At 39.8% G+C, this 22,039-nt stretch carries 20 protein-coding genes; 12 read left to right on the top strand and 8 right to left on the bottom strand.

All coding sequences use genetic code 11. The features are described from left to right. Positions 1 to 32: 32 nt before the first annotated feature. Together hemW and lon are read right to left on the bottom strand one after the other, a co-directional pair. Positions 33 to 1,181 (bottom strand): radical SAM family heme chaperone HemW, encoded by a 1,149-nt coding sequence (hemW, locus tag HMPREF2732_RS00355; protein WP_070589977.1) that lies wholly within the window; start codon positions 1,179 to 1,181, stop codon positions 33 to 35. A gap of 48 nt (positions 1,182 to 1,229) precedes the next feature. Next, positions 1,230 to 3,647: an endopeptidase La gene (gene lon, locus HMPREF2732_RS00350; protein ID WP_070589974.1), complete on the bottom strand. Its 2,418-nt coding sequence runs from the start codon at positions 3,645 to 3,647 to the stop codon at positions 1,230 to 1,232. Positions 3,648 to 3,881: 234 nt separating this feature from the next. Between lon and HMPREF2732_RS00345 the strand changes: the two genes are divergently transcribed. Together HMPREF2732_RS00345 and HMPREF2732_RS00340 are read left to right on the top strand one after the other, a co-directional pair. Continuing rightward, positions 3,882 to 4,760, top strand: coding sequence for a VirK/YbjX family protein (locus HMPREF2732_RS00345; protein ID WP_070589971.1), 879 nt, complete (start codon positions 3,882 to 3,884; stop codon positions 4,758 to 4,760). A gap of 171 nt (positions 4,761 to 4,931) precedes the next feature. Next, positions 4,932 to 6,455, top strand: coding sequence for a YfcC family protein (locus tag HMPREF2732_RS00340; protein ID WP_070589964.1), 1,524 nt, complete (start codon positions 4,932 to 4,934; stop codon positions 6,453 to 6,455). A gap of 54 nt (positions 6,456 to 6,509) precedes the next feature. Here the strand turns inward: HMPREF2732_RS00340 and HMPREF2732_RS00335 are convergent, their stop codons facing one another. From HMPREF2732_RS00335 to ansB, 3 genes are all read right to left on the bottom strand, one after another. Next, positions 6,510 to 7,145, bottom strand: a complete 636-nt coding sequence (locus tag HMPREF2732_RS00335; protein WP_049369711.1) for a hypothetical protein — start codon at positions 7,143 to 7,145, stop codon at positions 6,510 to 6,512. Between the two features lie 125 nt (positions 7,146 to 7,270). After that, a complete protein-coding gene (locus tag HMPREF2732_RS00330; protein ID WP_070589961.1) occupies positions 7,271 to 8,572 on the bottom strand; it encodes an anaerobic C4-dicarboxylate transporter in 1,302 nt (433 codons plus the stop codon). Between the two features lie 155 nt (positions 8,573 to 8,727). Continuing rightward, a complete protein-coding gene (gene ansB / locus HMPREF2732_RS00325; RefSeq protein WP_070589956.1) occupies positions 8,728 to 9,777 on the bottom strand; it encodes an L-asparaginase 2 in 1,050 nt (349 codons plus the stop codon). A 249-nt stretch (positions 9,778 to 10,026) separates the two neighbouring features. Here ansB and HMPREF2732_RS00320 point away from each other — a divergent pair, with 249 nt between their 5' ends. Genes HMPREF2732_RS00320 through HMPREF2732_RS00300 form a run of 5 tightly spaced genes read left to right on the top strand, consistent with a single transcriptional unit; the run spans position 10,027 to position 13,685 of the window. Then, positions 10,027 to 10,473, top strand: a complete 447-nt coding sequence (locus HMPREF2732_RS00320) for a rhodanese-like domain-containing protein (protein ID WP_005695015.1) — start codon at positions 10,027 to 10,029, stop codon at positions 10,471 to 10,473. Positions 10,474 to 10,482: 9 nt separating this feature from the next. Continuing rightward, complete coding sequence (gene secB, locus HMPREF2732_RS00315; RefSeq protein WP_005695013.1) at positions 10,483 to 10,992, top strand: protein-export chaperone SecB; 510 nt, start codon at positions 10,483 to 10,485, stop codon at positions 10,990 to 10,992. Positions 10,993 to 11,045: 53 nt separating this feature from the next. Beyond that, positions 11,046 to 12,053, top strand: a complete 1,008-nt coding sequence (gpsA, locus tag HMPREF2732_RS00310) for an NAD(P)H-dependent glycerol-3-phosphate dehydrogenase (RefSeq protein WP_070589950.1) — start codon at positions 11,046 to 11,048, stop codon at positions 12,051 to 12,053. A gap of 9 nt (positions 12,054 to 12,062) precedes the next feature. Continuing rightward, complete coding sequence (cysE, locus tag HMPREF2732_RS00305) at positions 12,063 to 12,860, top strand: serine O-acetyltransferase (protein ID WP_005697979.1); 798 nt, start codon at positions 12,063 to 12,065, stop codon at positions 12,858 to 12,860. 9 nt (positions 12,861 to 12,869) lie between these two features. Continuing rightward, positions 12,870 to 13,685 carry a shikimate 5-dehydrogenase gene (locus HMPREF2732_RS00300; protein WP_070589948.1) on the top strand — a complete coding sequence of 272 codons (816 nt, stop codon included), beginning with the start codon at positions 12,870 to 12,872 and terminating at the stop codon, positions 13,683 to 13,685. A gap of 44 nt (positions 13,686 to 13,729) precedes the next feature. Here HMPREF2732_RS00300 and HMPREF2732_RS00295 read toward each other — a convergent pair whose 3' ends face one another. The 3 genes from HMPREF2732_RS00295 to HMPREF2732_RS00285 form a co-directional block, all read right to left on the bottom strand. After that, positions 13,730 to 15,085 carry an MFS transporter gene (locus HMPREF2732_RS00295; protein WP_049365067.1) on the bottom strand — a complete coding sequence of 452 codons (1,356 nt, stop codon included), beginning with the start codon at positions 15,083 to 15,085 and terminating at the stop codon, positions 13,730 to 13,732. A 201-nt stretch (positions 15,086 to 15,286) separates the two neighbouring features. Beyond that, positions 15,287 to 16,045 carry a uridine phosphorylase gene (gene udp / locus HMPREF2732_RS00290; RefSeq protein ID WP_070589945.1) on the bottom strand — a complete coding sequence of 253 codons (759 nt, stop codon included), beginning with the start codon at positions 16,043 to 16,045 and terminating at the stop codon, positions 15,287 to 15,289. A 49-nt stretch (positions 16,046 to 16,094) separates the two neighbouring features. Next, positions 16,095 to 17,594 carry a helicase HerA-like C-terminal domain-containing protein gene (locus HMPREF2732_RS00285; RefSeq protein ID WP_070589940.1) on the bottom strand — a complete coding sequence of 500 codons (1,500 nt, stop codon included), beginning with the start codon at positions 17,592 to 17,594 and terminating at the stop codon, positions 16,095 to 16,097. 122 nt (positions 17,595 to 17,716) lie between these two features. On the opposite strand from HMPREF2732_RS00285, the gene HMPREF2732_RS00280 reads away from it, so the two are divergent. The 5 genes from HMPREF2732_RS00280 (at position 17,717) to HMPREF2732_RS00260 (ending at position 22,037) form a co-directional block, all read left to right on the top strand. Beyond that, positions 17,717 to 18,382, top strand: coding sequence for an MOSC domain-containing protein (locus HMPREF2732_RS00280; protein WP_070589937.1), 666 nt, complete (start codon positions 17,717 to 17,719; stop codon positions 18,380 to 18,382). Between the two features lies 1 nt (position 18,383). Beyond that, positions 18,384 to 18,857: a YchJ family protein gene (locus HMPREF2732_RS00275; protein ID WP_070589930.1), complete on the top strand. Its 474-nt coding sequence runs from the start codon at positions 18,384 to 18,386 to the stop codon at positions 18,855 to 18,857. Next, positions 18,857 to 19,681, top strand: coding sequence for a virulence factor BrkB family protein (locus HMPREF2732_RS00270; protein WP_070589924.1), 825 nt, complete (start codon positions 18,857 to 18,859; stop codon positions 19,679 to 19,681). Before HMPREF2732_RS00275 ends, HMPREF2732_RS00270 begins: the two co-directional genes overlap by 1 nt. Continuing rightward, on the top strand, positions 19,678 to 20,112 hold the full coding sequence (gene dtd / locus HMPREF2732_RS00265) for a D-aminoacyl-tRNA deacylase (protein WP_070589921.1): 435 nt from the start codon (positions 19,678 to 19,680) through the stop codon (positions 20,110 to 20,112). The genes HMPREF2732_RS00270 and dtd overlap by 4 nt, the downstream gene beginning before the upstream one ends. A 188-nt stretch (positions 20,113 to 20,300) precedes the next feature. Beyond that, positions 20,301 to 22,037: an autotransporter assembly complex protein TamA gene (locus HMPREF2732_RS00260; protein WP_070589917.1), complete on the top strand. Its 1,737-nt coding sequence runs from the start codon at positions 20,301 to 20,303 to the stop codon at positions 22,035 to 22,037. Positions 22,038 to 22,039: the final 2 nt, after the last annotated feature.

Here is a 22,039-nt window from a genome sequence, read left to right as displayed (position 1 = left end):
TGTAAAAATTTATTCATGATGATGAAAAAATTTTATTCATCTAAAAAAAGAGCTAACAGCTCATTCAAAAACAATTTGCCGTGTTCGGTGATCTGCCAAAAATCCAGTGTTTCCACGATATAATTTTGTTGAATAGCAAAATCAATTTGATTTTTGACCGCACTTTGCGAAAGTCCCGTGTAATACTCAAACTCTTGTTTAGGCACCGATTCCAATAAACGAAAACGATTCATAAAGAACTCAAAAGCGCGGTCATTTTTTTCCACGTTTTTTTCTTCATAAAGGTATTCACCACGCAAGTAGCCTTTTGGATGCTTCGTTTTAGAAAAACGTAAAATATCGCCATCAGGAAAAGTGAGTTTTCCATGAGCACCGCAACCTATCGCCAAATAGTCCCCGAATCGCCAATAATTCAAATTATGCTGACATTGAAAACCCGGTTTTGCATAAGCAGATGTTTCATATTGTTGATAACCCGCTTCGGTTAAAAGCTGGTGGCCTTGCTCAAAAATATCCCAAAGCTCATCATCATCCGGCAATGTAGGCGGACGATAAGCAAACATGGTATTGGGTTCAATGGTGAGCTGATACCAAGAAAGGTGTGGCGGAGCAAGCTCAATGGCTTGTCGCAAATCATCTAGAGCTTCCTCAAGTGTTTGATTTGGCAAGCCGTGCATTAAATCCAAATTGAAACTTTTCAAGCCTGAAACTTTCGCCAAACTAACCGCACTTTTAGCTTCCGCTGCATTATGAATACGCCCTAAACGTTGTAATTTATCGTCATTAAAACTTTGGATGCCCATGGAAATACGTGTTACACCAGCATCCACATAGCCTTTAAAACGCTCCGCTTCGACAGTGCCAGGATTAGCTTCCATGGTAATTTCTATATTCTCTGAAAAAGGAATGTGACGTTGAATTTCTGCCAATAACAACTTGATACTTTCCGCTGAAAATAAACTCGGCGTGCCACCACCAATAAAAATTGAATGAAGTGGACGATTTTGAATACTAGCCTGATATTTCTCTAAGTCTGCCTCAAGATCCGCTATCAGATGTTGCACATATTCTTGTTCAGGAATTGTGCCTTTTTGTGCATGCGAATTGAAATCACAATAAGGGCATTTCTGCACACACCAAGGAATATGTACATAAAGGGAAAGAGGGGGAAATTTTTGCATAATTAAAAGTCAAAAGGGCTTGTTTTCACAAGCCCTAAAAATGAGTCATTAATTGACCGCTCTTACTGTTTTAGTCGCAGCTTTACGGCGTGGTGTTTTCGCTTTCGTTTCCACTTTCACAAATTCAATGCCTTCTGGTGGATTCTCTAACGCTAAGCCTAACACTTCATCAATAGTTTCTACCGCATGAATCGCAAGATTTTCTTTTACGTTATCAGGAATTTCTTCCAAATCTTTCACGTTATCTTTTGGAATCAATACGGTTTTAATGCCACCACGATGTGCCGCCAATAATTTTTCTTTCAATCCGCCAATTGGTAATACTTTACCGCGTAGGCTGATTTCACCTGTCATCGCAACATCAGCACGCACTGGGTTACCCGTTAAGCAAGAAACTAATGCGGTACACATTGCGATACCTGCACTTGGACCATCTTTCGGTGTCGCACCATCTGGCACGTGAATGTGAATATCACGTTTTTCATGGAATTCAGAATTGATACCCAATTTCTCCGCACGCGCACGGACTACGGTCATCGCTGCTTGGATAGATTCTTTCATCACATCGCCTAATGAACCAGTGAAGGTTAATTTACCTTTGCCCACCACTGATGCAGTTTCAATAGTCAGTAAGTCACCGCCCACTTCTGTCCACGCAAGTCCAGTTACTTCGCCCACACGGTTTTGGGTATCCGCTTTACCAAATTCAAAACGTTTCACACCAAGATAGTCATGCAAGTTGTCTGAATTAACGGTAATGGATTTCACTTTTGGATTGACCAATAAATTCTTCACTGCTTTACGACAGATTTTAGAAATCTCACGCTCTAATCCGCGCACACCAGCTTCACGGGTGTAATAACGGATAATATCTAAAATGGCGCTTTCTTCGATGGTTAATTCGCCTTTTTTCAATCCATTACGTTCAATTTGTTTTTGTAACAAATGTTGCATCGCAATATTGAGTTTTTCATCTTCGGTATAACCAGAAAGACGAATCACTTCCATACGATCTAGCAATGGACCTGGAATATTCATGGAGTTTGAGGTTGCCACGAACATCACATCAGACAAATCGTAATCCACTTCAAGATAATGATCGTTGAAGGTGGTATTTTGTTCTGGATCAAGCACTTCTAACAAGGCTGATGCAGGATCACCACGCATATCCGAAGACATTTTATCGATCTCATCAAGCAAGAAGAGTGGATTTTTCACGCCAACTTTTGCCATTTTTTGAATCAATTTACCCGGCAATGCACCAATATAGGTTTTACGGTGACCACGAATTTCTGCTTCATCACGCACTCCACCTAATGCCATACGCACATATTTACGACCTGTTGCATTCGCAATAGATTGACCTAGTGAGGTTTTACCTACCCCTGGCGGCCCGACTAAACAAAGGATTGGACCTTTGATTTTGTTTAGACGTGCTTGTACAGCAAGGTATTCTAAAATGCGTTCTTTCACACGTTCTAAACCATAGTGATCCGCATCTAAAACCTGTTGTGCTTTTGCGATATCTTTCTTCACTTTAGTACGTTTATGCCATGGCACTTGAAGCATCCACTCAACATAGCTACGCACCACTGTCGCTTCCGCAGACATCGCCGACATCATTTTGAGTTTTTGTAACTCACTTTCTACTTTTTCGCGCACATCTGCTGGCATACCTGCCGCTTCAACCTTTTGACGAAGTTGTTCAACTTCATCAATGGTATCTTCGCTTTCGCCTTCGTCCATTTCTTTGCGAATCGCTTTAATTTGTTCGCTAAGATAATAGTTACGCTGACTTTTCTCCATTTGTTTTTTCACACGGCCACGGATGCGTTTTTCAACTTGAAGAATATCCGCTTCTGATTCCATCATGCCGAGCAAGTATTCCAAACGCTCTTGCACATCTGCCAGTTCTAACACGCTTTGTTTATGACGAACGGTCACTGGAATATGCGCAGCCATGGTATCTGCTAAACGATCAGCATCATCAATGCGTTGAAGCGCACCTAAAACATCTGCAGGGATTTTTTTATTAAGTTGCAGATAGCTTTCAAATTCATTTAAAACGGCTGCCTTCACCACATCTAATTCTTTTTCATCGCCAAACGTGGTTTCAATTGGTGTGACTTCCGCAGAAAAATGGTCTTCACCATCATTTAATTGATTGATTTTCGCGCGCTGTTGCCCTTCCACCAACACTTTCACTGTGCCGTCTGGCAATTTTAATAATTGAATAATATTGGCAATCGTCCCGACATCGAATACATCATCAACGGTAGGTTCTTCTAAATCAGCTTGCTTTTGTGACACCAATAATAATTGTTTGCCCTCATTCATGGCCTCATCAAGGGCACTAATGGATTTTGCGCGCCCAACAAAAAGTGGCATCACCATATAAGGGAAAACGACAACATCCCGTAATGGCAATACAGGAAGTGTACGTTGTTGAGTTCTTTTGGCGTTCATAGTTATCTCTCTTACATCAATTCTATAATTTCATTGAATATGGGGATGAGTTGCATAAATTCAAGGTAGGATTTGGCATATTAAGGAGAAATCGAAAAATAGGCAAGTAAAGAACCACCTTTATTGATGGTTAATTGGAAAAACCATGGAATACAGGTACAATAAGTGCGGTCAAAAATCAGCATGATTTTACCTAATAAAAACGTTTGAAAAAATAACCGCACTTTATCCATTATGACAGCAAAACAAACTATTACTTTCGCGACCTTTCAAGAATTACTGCCCGATTCTTGTAATCATCCATTAAAAAAACAATTAAGGGATAAAGCCCGTTATTACGGACGCAAATTTTTATTTAAAAAACAATGTGATGCATTGGTTGATTTCTTAAATACTCATCAAACCTGGATTCCACTTTTTCAACAAAATCCATATCGTTTTAATGCATTGCTCGCGACCTATTGTGACAAACGTTTTTCTGCAACCGATCGACTCAATGCCATTACTAATAATCTGCTCATGCTTGAAGAAAAAATGGGCGTAGAATTTTGTAAAAAACTACTCCAAGAAAAATCCCTTTTATTAGCACAATTAACGGATCAACTTGGTATTTATTTCAATATCAACCAGATTGACCCTTTTGAAGGTTATTTTTCCATTAACTTAAAAGACAATAATGGACGTAGCATCTATGATGCCTCTTTCACCTTCTTAAAGCCAAATAAATTACTTATTGCTTCTATTCAAGGGCCCTCTTATGAAGACGCTCAAGAAGCTGTGAAACAAGCCACAAAAGAATTACACGGTGTTCGCCCGATGTTTATGTTGATGAATGTTTTCCGCTTGTTAGCTGAAAAATGGCAATGTGAATTAATCGGTATCCCTCACACTTCACAAGGTAAATATCGCCTATCTGCTCGCAGTAAAATTCTATTCAATTACGATGAATTCTGGCAAGAAAACCAAGGGCAATTAAATGGTCAATATTGGCAATTACCGCTTGAAAGCGCCCGCAAACCATTGGAAGAAATTGCCAGTAAAAAACGTTCTATGTACCGAAAACGTTATGAAATGTTGGATGATTTGAGTGAAAAAATTACTCAATTTTCCTAAATAAAATAGACTTAAGCTGGGTTTAATCGCAATCAAGCCCTGTTTAGGTAAACGATTGCTAACCTTGCTATTATTACATTCTTTTAAAAATCACACTTTGCTTTTTTGCTCATTTTGTGTAGAATACGCGCTCGGCTTATTGACTAATCCGAACACAAGGAGTTCTCCATAATGGAAGCATCAAAGAAAAAGATGAAATTCCCTTCCGCATTTAGCATCCTCTTTATTATTCTTCTTATTGCTATTGGCCTAACTTGGCTTATTCCCTCAGGGGCCTACTCTAAACTTTCCTATGACAGCACCGAAAATCATTTTATTGTCAAAACCCACGGAATTCCCGATCAAAGCTATCCAGCAACAGAACAAACCCTGAATCAACTCAATATCAAAATTCAACTTTCTCATTTCACCAACGGCATTATCAAAAAGCCGATTGCTATCCCCGATACCTATCAACGCATTGAACAACACGAAAAAGGCATTACCGATATGATTCACGCCATGGTAGATGGCACCATTGAAGTCGCGGATATTATGATTTTTATTTTTATACTTGGCGGGATGATTGGTGTTATCAACAAAACAGGAGCGTTTAATGCCGGATTAATGTCTCTCACCAAGAAAACGAAAGGAAATGAATTCTCTGTTGTCTTCGCTGTCTGCGTGTTGATGCTGCTAGGCGGTACGGCTTGTGGTATTGAAGAAGAAGCAGTAGCCTTCTACCCAATTCTTGTTCCTGTCTTTTTAGCCTTAGGTTATGATTCTATTGTCTGTGTTGGTGCCATATTCCTTGCTGCATCAATGGGCACTGCCTTCTCTACAATTAATCCATTCTCCGTTGTCATTGCCTCAAATGCTGCAGGGATTCCATTCACTGAAGGGATGGGATTTCGCACACTGGGACTTATTCTTGGTGGAACCTGTGTAATAGCCTATATGTATTGGTACTGTAAAAAACTGCGTGCCAATCCTGAATTTTCTTATACCTATGACGATCGCCAAGCCTTCTATGATCTCTATATGAAAGATATTGATCCGAATGCAACCGTTGAATTTACCTTTAGAAGAAAACTGATTCTGATTCTATTTAGTGGCGCCTTTCCTCTCATGGTATGGGGTGTGATGTTTGGGGGCTGGTGGTTCCCTCAAATGGCGGCTTCCTTCCTAGCCATTACCATCATTATTATGTTTATCAGTGGATTGCCTGAAAAAGATGTCGTAAATGGATTTACTCATGGTGCTTCTGAATTAGTCGGCGTCGCATTGATTATCGGACTCGCTCGAGCAGTTAATATCATTCTAGAGCAAGGAATGATTTCAGACACTATTCTCGATTATATGACGCATCTTGTTGGTGGAATGAATGGTGGTGTCTTTATTATTGGTCAGCTCATTGTCTTCATTTTCTTAGGATTGGTTGTACCTTCCTCTTCAGGCCTTGCCGTACTCGCTATGCCAATTATGGCACCGCTGGCTGATACTGTTGGCATTCCAAGAGATATCGTCGTATCGGCTTATAACTGGGGACAATATATTATGTTATTCCTTGCGCCAACAGGATTAGTCCTTGTCACGCTACAAATGCTTGGTATTCCATTCAATAAATGGCTGAAATTTGTCATGCCAATCGTGGGCTGTCAATTTGTTATCTCATCGATACTTCTTCTCGTTCAAGTATTTATGTATGCACACTAAGCAATCAAATAAAAAGCCACGCAATCTAGCGTGGCTTCTTTTTATCATCTTATATTATTTGACAAACTCATCAAACTCTAACTCATAATCATCACCATCTCTGGTGTATTTGATATAACGTGGAAATTGTTCACCTGAGAATTTCTTCACCATAATATCCTTATTACCTGTTTTAAATGAATAAGTGATTTCCGTGACAGTTTGCTTGTTATATTGGATCTGTTTTTCCACTTTCTTCACATTCACATTTTCCATTGGGTAAAGTTTTTTACCGTTTGTAATTTGGAAACTGGTTGGCAATTTATCGTAATAGCTCAACTGAAATGCCATGGTGAATAAGTCAAAAGTCGGTAATGTTAACGGTTCGGTTTCTAACCCATTTTTCACTTTACCGTATTCAATTGTTGTTGGCGAAATTTTAGAAATAGCATAAGGCTTACCATTACGCACATCTTGATAATTCACCATTTTAAATTGGCTCGCAGTTTGCGAACCACGAGAAGTAAACACAATGTTGTACAACGGAATATTAATTTTCGCATTGACTGAATACTGTGAACCATCAGCCTTAAAATGCACATACGCCGGCATTAAATAATTGGAACTATATTTAATATTATAATCCACCGCAGACCATGCTGTTGGCACATAAGCAATTAATGCAGCAAAAAGGATTTTAAATAACTTCATTGGTTTTCCTTATATATAAAAATAGGTTGCCCTTTAGAGTATCACAGTGAGAAGAAGTTCCCCATTAAAAAAACCATCTTATCTGCAGACAAGATGGTTTTCATTTATGTTAGCTTAATGGGAGATTATAAAACTGCACCCGCCATTAAGAAACCGAATAATACAGATAAGCTGATTGCAATCACACCTGGCACTAAGAATGGGTGGTTGAATACATATTTACCGATACGAGTTGAACCGGTATCATCCATTTCTACTGCCGCAATTAAGGTTGGGTAAGTAGGAAGAATGAATAATGCTGATACTGCGGCAAATGCTGCAATCGCGGCTTCCGGAGAAACACCTAATAAAATTGCAGTTGGATATAATGCTTTCGCAGTTGCAGCTTGTGAGTAAAGTAAGGTACTTGCGAAGAACAAGATTACCGCTAAACTCCAAGGGTATTGTTGTAAGAACTCAGCTGATACCGCTTTAATTTGATCGATATGACCTTCAACAAAAGTATTACCTAACCATGCTACACCAAGCACACAAATTACCGCTGACATACCAGATTTAAAGGTTGCTGCATTAGTAATTTTTGCGGTATCCACTTTACATGCCATAGTGATAATGGCTGCAGTTGCAAGCATGAAAGAGATAATGGCGTTATCACGAGAAAGAATTGGGTTTTGAATTAAACCAACTGTTTTACTGATTGCAGTTGCATAAAGCATGACCACTAAAATCGCGATAAGGAAAATTGCGACAGAACGTTTTGCATAAGGTTTGATCTCAATTTGCATTTCACCACGCATAGTAATTAAACCTTTTGCTAGACGATCTTGGTAAACTTCATCATCTTTCAAATCTTTACCAAGGAAGTTACAAATCACCGCAGTAATCATACATGCTGCGTAAGTAGTTGGGATCCAAATACCTAATAATTGTAAGTAACTTAAACCAAAGTTTTTCTCTAATTCAGCAGAAAGGAATACCACCGCAGCAGAAATTGGAGAGGCTGTAATCGCAATTTGTGAAGCGATAACCGCAATAGAAAGTGGACGTGAAGGACGAATACCTTGTTCTTTTGCCACTTCAGCAATCACTGGAAGTGTTGAGAACGCTGTGTGGCCAGTACCCGCAAGTACAGTCATAAAATAAGTCACAGTTGGCGCAAGGAAAGTGATGTATTTTGGATTTTTACGTAGGATTTTTTCAGCCATTTTTACTAAGAAATCCATACCACCCGCAACTTGCATTGCCGCAATTGCCATGATTACAGACATGATAACTGAAATTACATCAAACGGAATGGCGCCCGGTTTTAAGCCAAGTAGTGAAAGTGCAACAACACCCATACCCCCCATGAAACCGATACCAATACCGCCTAATCTAGCCCCTAGGTAAATAAAGAGTAGGACGACTAAAAGTTGAGTCCAAATCATAATATTTTCTCCATATTAATTTTAAAAATAATTCCAGAACATATATTAACAACAAACTAGTGCATTATCTATATTTATTAATTGGATTAGTCTATTTTATCCGAAAGTGCGGTTAAAATTTGATTCAAATTCTGACCGCACTTTCAATGACTTTCCTAGAAATCCTCAAAGTATTGTTGAATCACTTTTGGATCTTTTGTTTGTGTTAAGGCTAATTGTAATAACACACGTGCTTTTTGCGGATTCAATGTACCTGAAGCCACAAAACCATATTTAGAATCATCTACTTCAGCATCACGTGTAGTGTAACCCGTTGGCACACGAGATGAACGAACCACCATAACACCATCTTTCGCCGCTTTTTCTAAACGTTCTAAATGGGCCGCATTCACGTTACCATTACCCACACCAGCAGAAACAATGCCTTGATAGCCCGCATCCAATAATGAATTTAATGGCTCAATTGGTGCATTAGAATAAGCATAAACAATGCCTACTTTCGGTAAGCTGTCTAATTTATCTACGTTAAATGGTGTGTTTACCGTATGTTTGCTTTCAGGTGAGCGTTCGTAATCTACTTTACTGTTATGGATATAACCCAAAGTACCATAGTTTGGAGAATGGAACGTTTGCACCGCAGTAGTACTCATTTTGGTCACATCACGTGCACCTAATACTTCATCATTCATCGCCACTAATACACCGCGACCAGATGATTTTTTATCGGTTGCCACGACGACGGCGTTATAAAGGTTTAATGGACCATCCGCACTTTTTTCTGTCGCAGGACGCATTGCACCGACTAATACAATTGGTTTTTCACATTTCGCAGTAAGATCTAAGAAATAAGCGGTTTCTTCCATGGTATCGGTACCATGAGTAATCACAAAACCATCGGTGTCTTTACATTGTGCATTAATCGCTTTTGCTAATTTTAACCACACATCATCGCTCATATCTTGTGAACCAATTTTTACAATTTGCTCACCTTTTATATTTGCAAGCTGCTTAATTTCGGGCACCGCATCAATTAGTGCATCAACATTGAGTTGCCCTGCTTTATAAGCAGAAGAAACGGCAGTTTCGCCACTTCCGGCAATCGTGCCACCTGTTGCTAAAATTGTAATATTAGGTAATTCCGCAGCTTGTGCGATCGAAAAACCAAATCCGAGCATCATAAGTGCCGTTAATTTTTTTAATTTCATGCGCGTCTCCTTTCACGTTTTATAATCTAAGTTTGGCTATTCTCTACTTAATTAGGCGTAGAATAAACACAAAGATAAGATATTTATGATCCCGATCACATTTTTATTGATCCGATTGTATAAGCTTTCGCCAACGTTGCGTTTCCTTGATAATTTTTTTGAAAGATAACTAAAGTGCGGTTATACTTAAAGCCTTATTTCATCTGAAGATAAACTCTTATTCATTATCAAAATTAAGTTGAGAACAACATGCAAGAATTTATTCCTCAAGCAATTGAATTTGCTCAAAAACACACTTTTTTAACGATCGCATGGTTTGCTGTCCTTTTTATGACACTTTTCACCTTTTTTAAAAGTGCGACACAAAAATATCGCGTCATCACCAACCCTGAAGCGGTTCGCTTAATGAACGATGAAGAAGCCGTGGTGATTGATTTACGCCCTATTGATGAATTCCAACGCGGCCATATCATTGGTAGCGTCAACTTGCTTCCAACTGAAATTAAAAATCAAAATGTAGGCAAAATTGAACATCACAAAGAAAAACCGCTTATCATTGTGGATGTTAACGGTGTTTCTTCTGCTACATCCGCAGAACTTTTAACCAAACAAGGCTTTGAAAAAGTTTATGTGTTAAAAGACGGTTTAGCGGCTTGGGCGGGTGCAAATTTACCATTAGTAAAAAAACATAAGTAAGGATCCTCTATGTCTGAACAAAATCAACAACCTGAAGTAGCAGCTGAAGAGCAACAAGAAGCAGTACTTCAAATTCAACGTATTTATGTAAAAGATGTTTCTTTTGAAGCACCAAATCTTCCTCATATTTTCCACCAAGAATGGAAACCAAAACTCGGCTTTGATTTAAGCACTGAAGCCGTTCAAGTGGGTGAAGATTTATACGAAGTCACGTTAAACATCAACGTAGAAACCACCATGGAAGACTCTGGTGATGTGGCGTTTATTTGTGAAGTAAAACAAGCTGGCGTATTTACAATCAGCGGTTTAGAAGATGTTCAAATGGCACACTGCTTAACATCTCAATGCCCAAATATGCTTTTCCCTTATGCACGTGAATTGATTTCTAACTTAGTAAATCGCGGTACATTCCCGGCATTAAACCTTTCTCCAGTAAACTTCGATGCGTTGTTCATTGATTACATGAACAAGCAGCAAGCAGCAGCCGAAGCGGAAGAAAATCAGGAAACCCAACATTAATTGTGATAAGGGCAGGCGATACCGTCTGCCCTTTTATTTTAAAGGTGATTGAAATGAACCCATCCCAATCTCCAATTACCATTCTTGGTTGCGGTTCTTATGGAACAGCACTCGCTATCTCATTTTCTCGCAATGGCTCTCCAACCTATCTTTGGGGGCACAATCCCGAGCACATTAATCAAATGCAACAGGAACGTCAAAATCGCCGTTTTCTACCTGATATTGAATTTCCAGAAAGTTTGCATTTAGAATTGGATTTGAAAACAGCCCTTGAGCAATCGAAAGACATTTTAATTGTGGTGCCAAGCCATGCTTTCGGTGAAATTCTGTTAAAAATTCGACCGCACTTAAAACCTGATCATCGTTTAATTTGGGCAACCAAAGGATTAGAACGCAACACTGGCCGATTACTACAAGAAGTAGTGGAAGAAACCTTAGGTAAAGCAATCCCAACCGCTGTGCTTTCCGGTCCTACTTTTGCGAAAGAATTGGCTCAAGGTTTGCCAACAGCGATTACCCTTGCCTCTCGTAATGAAAAGTTTGCCTTAGAATTTCAAGCGCGAATTCATTGTAGTCAGCATTTTCGGGTATACGTAAACCAAGATATGATTGGCGTTCAATTAGGGGGTGCCATTAAAAACGTGATAGCAATTGGTGCGGGTATTTCGGATGGCATGGGATTTGGTGCCAATGCCAGAACGGCATTGATTACCCGTGGGATTGCGGAAATTACTCGCTTAGGCGTATCCATGGGCGCCAATACGCAAACCTTTATGGGTATGTCTGGTTTAGGTGATTTAGTGCTCACTTGTACCGATAACCAATCCCGTAACCGCCGATTTGGTTTAATGCTTGGTAAAGGTACCGATAGCCAACAAGCCATGGATGAAATTGGTCAGGTAGTGGAAGGGTTTTATAACACCAAAGAAACCTATTTATTAGCACAACGACAAGGCGTGGAAATGCCGATTACAGAACAGATTTACCAAATGCTCTTTTGTGGTAAAAGTGCACAAGAAGTGGCACTGAGCTTATTAGGTCGTGAACGAAAAGGCGAATAAGGAGAAAAAATGACGTTAGAAGTATGGCAACACATTCGCCAAGAGGCAAAAGAATTAGCAGAATGCGAACCAATGCTCGCAAGCTTTTTCCATTCCACTATTTTAAAACATCAAAATCTTGGCAGTGCCTTGAGTTATTTACTAGCGAATAAACTGGCTAACCCTATCATGCCCGCAATTTCGCTGCGTGAAATTATTGAAGAGGCCTATCAAGCCGAGCCCAATATCATTGATTGTGCCGCTTGCGATATTAAAGCCGTGCGCCACCGCGATCCAGCGGTGGAATTATGGTCTACCCCACTGCTTTATCTAAAAGGTTTTCACGCTATTCAAAGCTATCGCATTACCCATTATTTGTGGAATCAAAATCGAAAAGCACTCGCACTTTATTTACAAAATCAGATTTCAGTGGCTTTCGATGTGGATATTCACCCTGCCGCCAAAATTGGGCACGGCATTATGTTTGACCATGCTACCGGTATTGTCGTCGGTGAAACCTCAGTGATTGAAAATGATGTGTCTATCTTGCAAGGTGTTACCCTTGGTGGTACAGGTAAAGAATCCGGCGATCGCCATCCAAAAGTACGAGAAGGTGTGATGATTGGAGCAGGTGCAAAAATTCTCGGCAATATCGAAGTGGGTAAATATGCCAAAATTGGTGCCAACTCTGTTGTACTTCAACCTGTGCCTGAATATGCCACTGCTGCAGGGGTACCTGCTCGCATTGTTGGCAAAGACAAAGAAGCAAAACCAGCTTTTGAAATGAATCAATATTTTATTGATGATGATATAAATTTGAATATTTAAGACCAAAATATGATTAACAAAGACACTCAACTTTGCATGTCCCTTTCTGGCAGACCAGGCAATTTTGGCACGACATTCCATAACTATCTGTATCAAAAACTCGGGCTTAATTTTATCTATAAAGCCTTTACCACCACAGATATTGAAAGTGCAGTCAAAGGCATTCGTGCACTTGGCATTCGAGGTTGTGCCGTTTCGATGCCTTTTAAAGAAAGCTGCATGCCATTTTTAGATGAAATCTCCCCTTCTGCACAAGCCATTCAGTCTGTGAATACCATTGTGAATGAGCAAGGTTTTCTTCGAGCTTACAACACCGACTATATTGCCATTGTTAAACTTATCAAAGAATATCAATTAGATAAAAATAGTCGCGTGATTGTACAAGGCAGTGGTGGTATGGCTAAAGCCGTCGTTGCGGCCTTTAAAAACAGTGGATTTGAGCATCTGAAGATTTTTGCCCGAAATGAAAAAACAGGTAAAAATTTAGCCGCACTTTATAGCTATGAATATATCCCATCTTTAGATACTCAATCGGCAGACATTTTAGTCAACGTTACGCCAATTGGGATGAAAGGTGGAAAAGAAGAATTCGATCTCGCCTTTCCTGAAAATCTTATTCAACAAGCTCAAACCGCTTTTGATGTGGTGGCGGTTCCTGCTGAAACACCATTTATCCAATTTGCTCAACAGCAAGGTAAACAAACTATTTCTGGTGCAGAAGTAATTGTGCTACAAGCCGTCGAACAATTTGAGCTCTACACTGGGGTTCGACCTGATGACCAATTAGTCGCTGAAGCGGCTGCTTTTGCAAGGGCAAATAGTTAATGTTCAATAAAAAAGGCGTCTTAATTCAAAACGCCTTTTTTTGTTTATTGCATATTAAGAATTTTTTGCAAGCCACGGTGAGATAAATAGCAGAAAATGAAACACATCACCGCTCCACACATGATGGTATAGAATCCACTACTCCAACCAAATTTATCTACAACAAAACCAAACAATGTTGTACCAAATGTAGAACCAACAATATAACTCATAAATCCACGTAACCCTACTGCTGATCCTAATGCAAAACTAGGAATAACTTCCATTGCTTGTACTGCAACCATAGACTGAGGAATATAGACCAAACACCCAACTATTGCAGAGAATAAAATAATGGCAAAAATAGATTCTGAGTTCATGTAGCCGAATACACAGAAGAAAACAATCGTCATACAAATCATTGGTAAATACATAATTTTTCCACGGAAAAATTTATCAATTAACCATCCAGCAATGAGCGTTGATGGAATAGCTGCCCATTCAAAAATCATAAATGCAGCGCCCATATCTGTTTTAGTAAGACCTTTTTCTTTAAGAAGATAAAGCGGAATCCAGGTTAACATACCAAAACGAACCATATAGGTGAAAATATCAACACCAACGAGATACCAAGAATTAGGGTTTTTAACGACAAATTTATAAAAAATTTGGAATGCAGTCATGTTTTCTGGCTTTTCAGATAAATGACCTTTTAATTTTGTATTAACCGTTTCTTCGTTATACATTTCCTCAACAGTTGGCAATCCTTCTTCAGCAGGACGGCGTTTCACAAAAAATAACACAAGGAAAACACCAATTAAGGCAATGATACTCGGTACAACATAAGTAGAAATTTCCCATTGTTCAGAACCGAGATAAGCAAGACTAGCACCTACAATAGGAGCCACAATACCACCACCTAAATTATGTGATACATTCCAAGTTGTACTTGCTCGCCCACGTTGGCTACGTGGATACCAATATCCAACTGTAATAATTGAAGGACCTACCCCCATTCCCTGGAATACCCCTAATAAAATGACTAATCCTACGAATAAATAGAAGCTTGTTGAGAACCCCATCATAATATTAATAAGAATACAAAGAAGAAGCCCTAAAGCCATAAAGTAGCGAGGATTAGCTTTATCTGCCAAGATACTCATTGCGCCTTTACTACACCCATATGTAATCAGCAAAGAGGATGTCAGTAAACCAATTTGCGTCTTAGAAAGCTCTAATTTTTCTGCCAGATAGGGAGTGGATAGTACGAAGTTATTACGGACAATGTAGTAACACATGTAACCAATAAAAACACCGATAAGAGAATGAAGCTGATATTTTAAATATTTACTTTTAATTTCAGTTGAATAACTACTATTCATACCATTCATTCTTGATGAAAGATTTGTTGTACTGCTCATAATGAATCCTTTCTAGTAAAGATAATGCTTAGAATTTTAATGAAAAAGGAGACTAAATTTTGTGACGTACATCACATTTTTGTAGCATTTTGAGAAAAATTTGAATATTGAGATAAAAATATTTTCAGAGGTGAGCGGAATTCACTTGTTTTAATATGATGAAAAAATAAAGGCGTTTTAATTAAAAACGCCTTTTAAACATTACGCTAACAATTTTCTTGCTGCTTCCACCACCACAGATACTGCTTTTTCTTCCGTATCTTTCATAGTAGCTTCATTTGGAATTTCTTGTTGTGTACGGTTCACAATCACACCTGCCACCATACCAGCTCGTAAGCCAAGGGCATTACACATCGTGAATAATGTTGCGGATTCCATCTCATAGTTCATCACATTGAGATCTTGCCATTGTTTTAACAAGCCTTGGTAATCACGATATACTTTACCGCTGTAGGTATCATAACGTTCTTGACCTGGATAGAAGGTATCTGAAGAGACGGTAATTCCTACAAATGGCTCAATACCTTTTTCTTTAGCCGCATTGAAAAGTGCCGTGGTACATTCAAAATTTGCCACTGCGGGATATTCAATTGGCGCAAAGTGACGGCTTGCACCATCAAGACGAACTGAACCCGTTGTAACAAGAATATCGCCCACATTAATATGCGGTTGAATCGCACCTGTTGTGCCAATACGTAGAAATGTACGCACACCAAGCTGAGCCAGCTCTTCCACACAGATAGATGTAGAAGGGCCACCAATACCGGTTGAACACACCACCACCGGTTGACCATTTAAATAACCTAACCAAGAAGTGAACTCACGTGTACTTGCAAGAAACTCAGGGTTATCAAGTTTTTTAGCAATACGTTCGCTACGCGCAGGATCCCCTGGTACGATAGCGAGTGTAGCACCTTTTAATTGTGCTTTAGTCAGGTTTAAGTGAAATACATCAGACATAATAATCTCCTTTTTATCATTCTTGCCGCAAAGTGCGGTCAAATTTTCGTTATTTTTTCAATGCGCCTAAGATACCACGCATGATTTGTTTGGTCACTTCATTACGAATATTGCGACCCACTGATTTTGCCACGCTATTCACAATTTGTTCTGTCGGAGAAAGTTTATCCCCACGTTTTTGTGTTCCAAAAATCATACGGCTTAAGCTACCGAATAAACCGCTTTCTTCCTCTTGTTGCGCTTGTTCGGCTTGTTTTTGTTGTACTGCCGCTAAATCCGCTTGAGCATTTAATACTTCGAAAGCGGACTCATTATCCACGTAATCTTTATAGAAAGCATAAAGATCATCGTCTTTCACCCAAGCAGCTCGCTCTTCTTCAGTAATCGGTGCTAGTTGGCTTTTCGGCGGATAAACATACGCCACTTCAACTGGCGTTGGCATGCCTTTTTCATCTAAGAATGAAATCAATGCTTGGCCCACACCTAAAGTTGAAATGGTTTCAACCACATTAACAGCAGGATTAGAACGGAACGTTTCTGCCGCAGATTTCACTGCTTTTTGATCACGTGGCGTAAAGGCACGTAACGCATGTTGGACACGGTTACCTAATTGCCCTAACACGGTATCCGGTAAATCTAATGGGTTTTGGGTTACAAAATAAATCCCTACACCTTTAGAACGGATCAAGCGAACCACTTGTTCCACTTTGTCCACCAACACGCTTGGTGCGCCATCAAAGAGTAAGTGAGCTTCATCGAAGAACATCACAAATTTTGGTTTATCTGGATCGCCAACTTCCGGTAATTGCTCAAATAATTCAGATATCAACCAAAGCAAGAACGCACTATACATTCTTGGGGAATTAATTAATTTTTCAGAATTTAAAACATTGATCACACCACGACCATCACGGGTTTGTAACCAATCTTCAAGATTTAATGCAGGTTCACCAAAAAGATTGGTCGCTCCTTCATTTTCAAGGGTCAGTAAGGCACGTTGAATCGCACCCACACTCGCGGCTGATACGTTGCCGTATTCTACTTGGAACGATTTGGCGTTTTCTGCTACAAATTTAAGCATTGCACGTAAATCTTTTAAGTCTATGAGTAACAAGCCTTTGTCATCTGCAACACGGAATACGAGGTTTAATAAGCCTTCTTGGGTTGCATTTAAATTTAATAAACGGGAAAGTAATAATGGTCCCATTTCAGAAATCGTGGTACGAAGTGGAATACCGGTTTCACCGAATACATCCCAAAATGACACAGGATAGCCATTTAAATAACTCTCGCCACCTAAATCAAATTGCTCAATGCGTTCCGCCACTTTGCCACTGAATGTCCCCGCTTTGACTAAACCGGACAAATCGCCTTTTACATCCACTAAAAAGACCGGCACGCCATCATCACTGAACGCTTCCGCCATTTTACGTAATGTTACGGTTTTCCCCGTCCCTGTCGCCCCAGCGATCAGACCATGACGGTTTGCCATTTTTGCGGTAATACCAAGGGTTTGACCTTGTTCGGTACGCGCGAGAGAATATTGCATAAAGATTCCTTTGTTTTGTTGGTTTTATTTAAACGAATAATAAGGAAAAAACGAAGTGCGGTCAAAATTTAAGTGATTTTACGGTATAATTTCTCAAAACTAACTCAAAGCAGGAAAAATAGATGTCAAACGCAAAAATTCTTATTATTAAAACAGGATTGATCGAAACCTTAACGTTCCCTGATGGTAGCTCATATGAAAGTGCTATCCGTAAAAAACCGGTACCGATGGTAAAAGTACACACGCTGGGTGCTGAAGGTAACGATGTGGGCTTAAAAGCCCATCACGGTGGTGTTGATAAAGCCTTGTTTTTTATGTCTGATGTGTCTTTCGACGCTTTAAACGAGCTACTTGGTGAAAACTTTGATTTTCACGGTAGCGCGATTTATGGTGAAAACTTTGTGGTATCCGGCTTACATGAAGATAATGTCTGCATAGGCGATCGTTACAAAATTGGCACCACGCTTTTAGAAGTGTCTCAACCACGTAAACCTTGCGAACGTTTATCTCATAATACCAAGAATGAGAATACAAGAGAGGTAATTCGTCAGTCTGGCTGGACAGGTTGGTATGTTCGCGTGATCGAAGAAGGTGAAATTCATCAAGGCGATGAACTCATCTTGCAACACCGTCCTTATCCAGAATGGACTATTCGTCGTTTAAACACGCTACTTTCGGCTCCTTCAAGTGTCGCAGAATTAGAAGAAGCCTTAGCCATTGAGGAATTAGCACCAGCGTTTAAACGTTCTGTTAACTCACAATTACGTAATTTACAGCAGGCGGGCTAAAATGTCGGGTAAAACGACCGCACTTTGTCCGTGCCAATCTTCGCTTTCTTACGAAGATTGTTGCGGACGCTTTCACTCAGGCAATCTGTTTCCAGAAACAGCGGAACAACTTATGCGTTCCCGCTATTCCGCGTTTGTGCTCAAAAATATTCCTTATATCGTGCAAACCACTGTGCCAAGCCAACAACCGTTATTAGATGAAAAAGCCCTGCAAGATTGGGCTGATGAAACGCAATGGCTCGGTTTAGATATTGTCAAAGCAGAAACCCTAACCAAAACACAAAGTGCGGTTGAATTTAAAGCACATTTTCAAGGCAATGAACAGCCTTGTGTGCATCACGAATATTCTCTTTTTGTAAAAATCGATGGTCGTTGGTATTTTGTTGATCCCACTGTGCCGCTCCCAAGCAATAAACAGCCTTGTGTTTGTGGCTCAGGGAAGAAATTTAAACATTGTTGCGGAGGCTTGCTCTAATGACCTTAACGTCTTTTCTCGCATTATTCTGGCAGCGTTCTCAAGAAAATAAATTAACGCAAGCCGCCGGTTCACTCACTTACAGCACCATGCTCGCTATCGTGCCATTAATTATGGTGGTGTTTTCAATTTTCTCCGCCTTTCCCGTTTTTAACGAAGTAACTGGCGCATTGAAAGAATTCATCTTCACCAATTTCGCTCCTTCCGCTAGTGATGTTGTGGGACAATATATTGATGAATTCGTCCATAATTCAAAGAAAATGAGCGCCGTGGGGATTGTGAGTTTGATTTTAGTGGCATTAATGCTGATTAACTCCATTGACCGTACACTCAATGGCATTTGGAAAGACACCAGTAATCGCCCGATTTTTACGTCATTTGCTATTTATTGGCTCATTTTAACGCTTGGCCCGCTTTTAATCGGTACCAGCATTGCCGCAAGTTCATACGTCAAAGCGATGTTCGAGCAATCGGAAACGCTCTCTTTTGGCTTAAAACTCCTCAGCTTTGTGCCATTTCTTTCTACTTGGTTTATCTTCACGCTCATTTATATGGTCGTGCCAAATAAGAAAGTGAGCATCAAGCATTCTGCAGCAGGTGCATTAATTGCGGCAATTTTCTTTACTTTAGGAAAACAAGCCTTTACTTGGTACATCGCCACCTTCCCGTCTTATCAATTAATTTATGGTGCCATGGCGACGCTGCCAATCATGTTATTGTGGATTCAAATCAGCTGGACAGTAGTGTTATTGGGTGCGCAATTAGCCGCAGTGCTTGCAGAAGTGCGGTCAACGAATCAAACAAATTTAGAGGAAGTAAAATGATTGCGTTAATTCAGTGTGTGACACAAGCAAAAGTAGAAGTTGAAGGCCAAATTGTGGGTCAAATCGGCAAGGGATTATTGGTTTTATTAGGCGTAGAAAAAGAAGATGACCGAGCCAAGGCGGATAAACTTGCCGAGAAAGTATTAAATTACCGTATTTTCAGCGATGAAAATGACAAAATGAATTTAAATGTGCAACAAATCGGTGGTGAAGTGCTTGTAGTATCACAATTCACCCTAGCTGCAGACACGCAAAAAGGTTTACGACCAAGTTTCTCAAAAGGTGCCGCACCAGCATTGGCTAACGAATTGTATGAGTATTTTTCACAAAAATGTGCAGAAAAAGTCACTGTTGCCAACGGACAATTTGCAGCAGATATGCAAGTAACGCTGACCAATGATGGCCCGGTTACATTTTGGTTAAATGTCTGAATAAAGAGAACAATCACTATTTTTTTCAAAGCAAAGGAAACTCTTTCTTTGATCGCATTGTCGTATTAACGCTCACACGCATATAACAATTTCAAATCCCATCCATAATTGCGTTGGTAATCCCCTTATTTTATGGGTAAACTAAGGCGGTTTGATGTGGATCTTCTTAAAGTTTAGCTTGTAATAAAATGAAAAAAATTTCGTTAAAAATAACCGCACTTTTGCTTGGATGGATGAGTTTTTCAGCCCTTGCAGAACAAACCGTAGATATTGAGATCCGCGGTATTAAGGGCGAGCGCGCCATTCGCAATACTGACATGAATGTCAATCTCATTGATAAAGGTGAGATGGACGGCTCAGATCGTTATAAACAATTAGTTTCAGATGCTGTCGATAAAGGCCTTCGAGTCTTTGGTTATTATGGTTCTTCCGTGACCTTTGAATTGAAAAAACGTAAAGGTCAACGAGATTTACTTATTGCGAATGTCACCCCAGGTGAGCCAAGTAAAATTGCAGGAACAGACGTTGAAATTACAGGCGAAGCCGCAGAAGATGAAAACTTCACGGCACTCCGTAAAAACTTGCCAAAACAAGGTGAGTTAGTTGAGCATCAAAAATATGATGACTATAAAAGCAGCATTTCAAACCTTGCCCTTGCTCGTGGTTATCTTGACGGAAAATTCCAAATTTCTCGCTTAGAAATCAGCCCTGAAACCCATGAAGCATGGTGGCGTATGCTGTTTGATAGTGGCGTGCGTTATCATTACGGCAACATCACATTCAACCATTCCCAAATTCGCGAAGACTATTTGCAAAATATGCTCAACATTAAATCGGGCGATCCTTATTTAGTCAGCGATTTATCTGAATTAACTAACGATTTTTCTTCTACCAACTGGTTTAGCTCAGTGCTTTTACAGCCTCATGTCCGCGAAGAAGATAAATTAGTCGATATCGAACTTTTACTTTATCCACGTAAGAAAAACTCAATGGAGCTTGGGGTAGGTTTTGCAACCGATACGGGCCCTCATGTCCAAATTGGTTGGACAAAACCTTGGATCAATAGCCGAGGCCATAGTTTCCGTACAAATCTTTACGTCTCTGCGCCAAAACAAAACTTTGAAGCCACCTATAAAATGCCATTGTTGAAAAATCCATTAAATTATTATTATGAATTTTCAACAGGTTATGAAAAAGAAAATAAAAACGATACAGATACCAAAGCCCTCACTTTCGCTGCATTACGTTATTGGAATAATAGCGAGGGTTGGCAATATTTTGCGGGTCTTCGTGTCCGTTATGACAGCTACACACAAGCTGATTTCACCGATAAAACCTTCCTGGTTTATCCAACTGGAGGCTTTAGCCGCACCCGTTTAAGAGGTGGCCAATTCCCAACATGGGGAGATACCCAAAAAATCACGGTTGATTTAGGGAATAAGCTTTGGATGTCCGATGCTAATTTCTTTAAAGTTCAAGCCTCTACCGCCTGGATTCGTACGTACGCAGAAAATCACCGTTTTATTACCCGTGCAGAAATTGGTTATTTAAATACGCCTGATATTCGAAAAATTCCACCTGCACTACGTTTCTTTGCAGGGGGCGATCGCAGCGTGCGAGGTTATGGCTATAAGAAAATTTCACCGAAAAATAAAGAGGGGAAATTAGTTGGTGGCTCTCGTTTAGTAACAGGTAGCCTTGAATATCAATATCAAGTTTACCCTAATTGGTGGGGAGCAGTGTTTGCAGACACAGGCTTGGCGGCTAACTCTTACAAAGCAACCGAATTGCGTTATGGTGCAGGTGTAGGGGTGCGCTGGGCATCGCCAGTTGGCGCCATCAAATTTGATATTGCAACGCCAATTCGAGATAAAGATAACAGCAAAAACATTCAATTTTACATTGGCTTAGGTGCTGAAATTTAGGG

Source organism: Haemophilus sp. HMSC061E01 (assembly GCF_001810345.1).
GTDB lineage: Bacteria > Pseudomonadota > Gammaproteobacteria > Enterobacterales > Pasteurellaceae > Haemophilus_D.
Note: the sequence above shows the minus strand (reverse complement) of the source record. Positions and strands in the feature narration are given on the sequence as shown.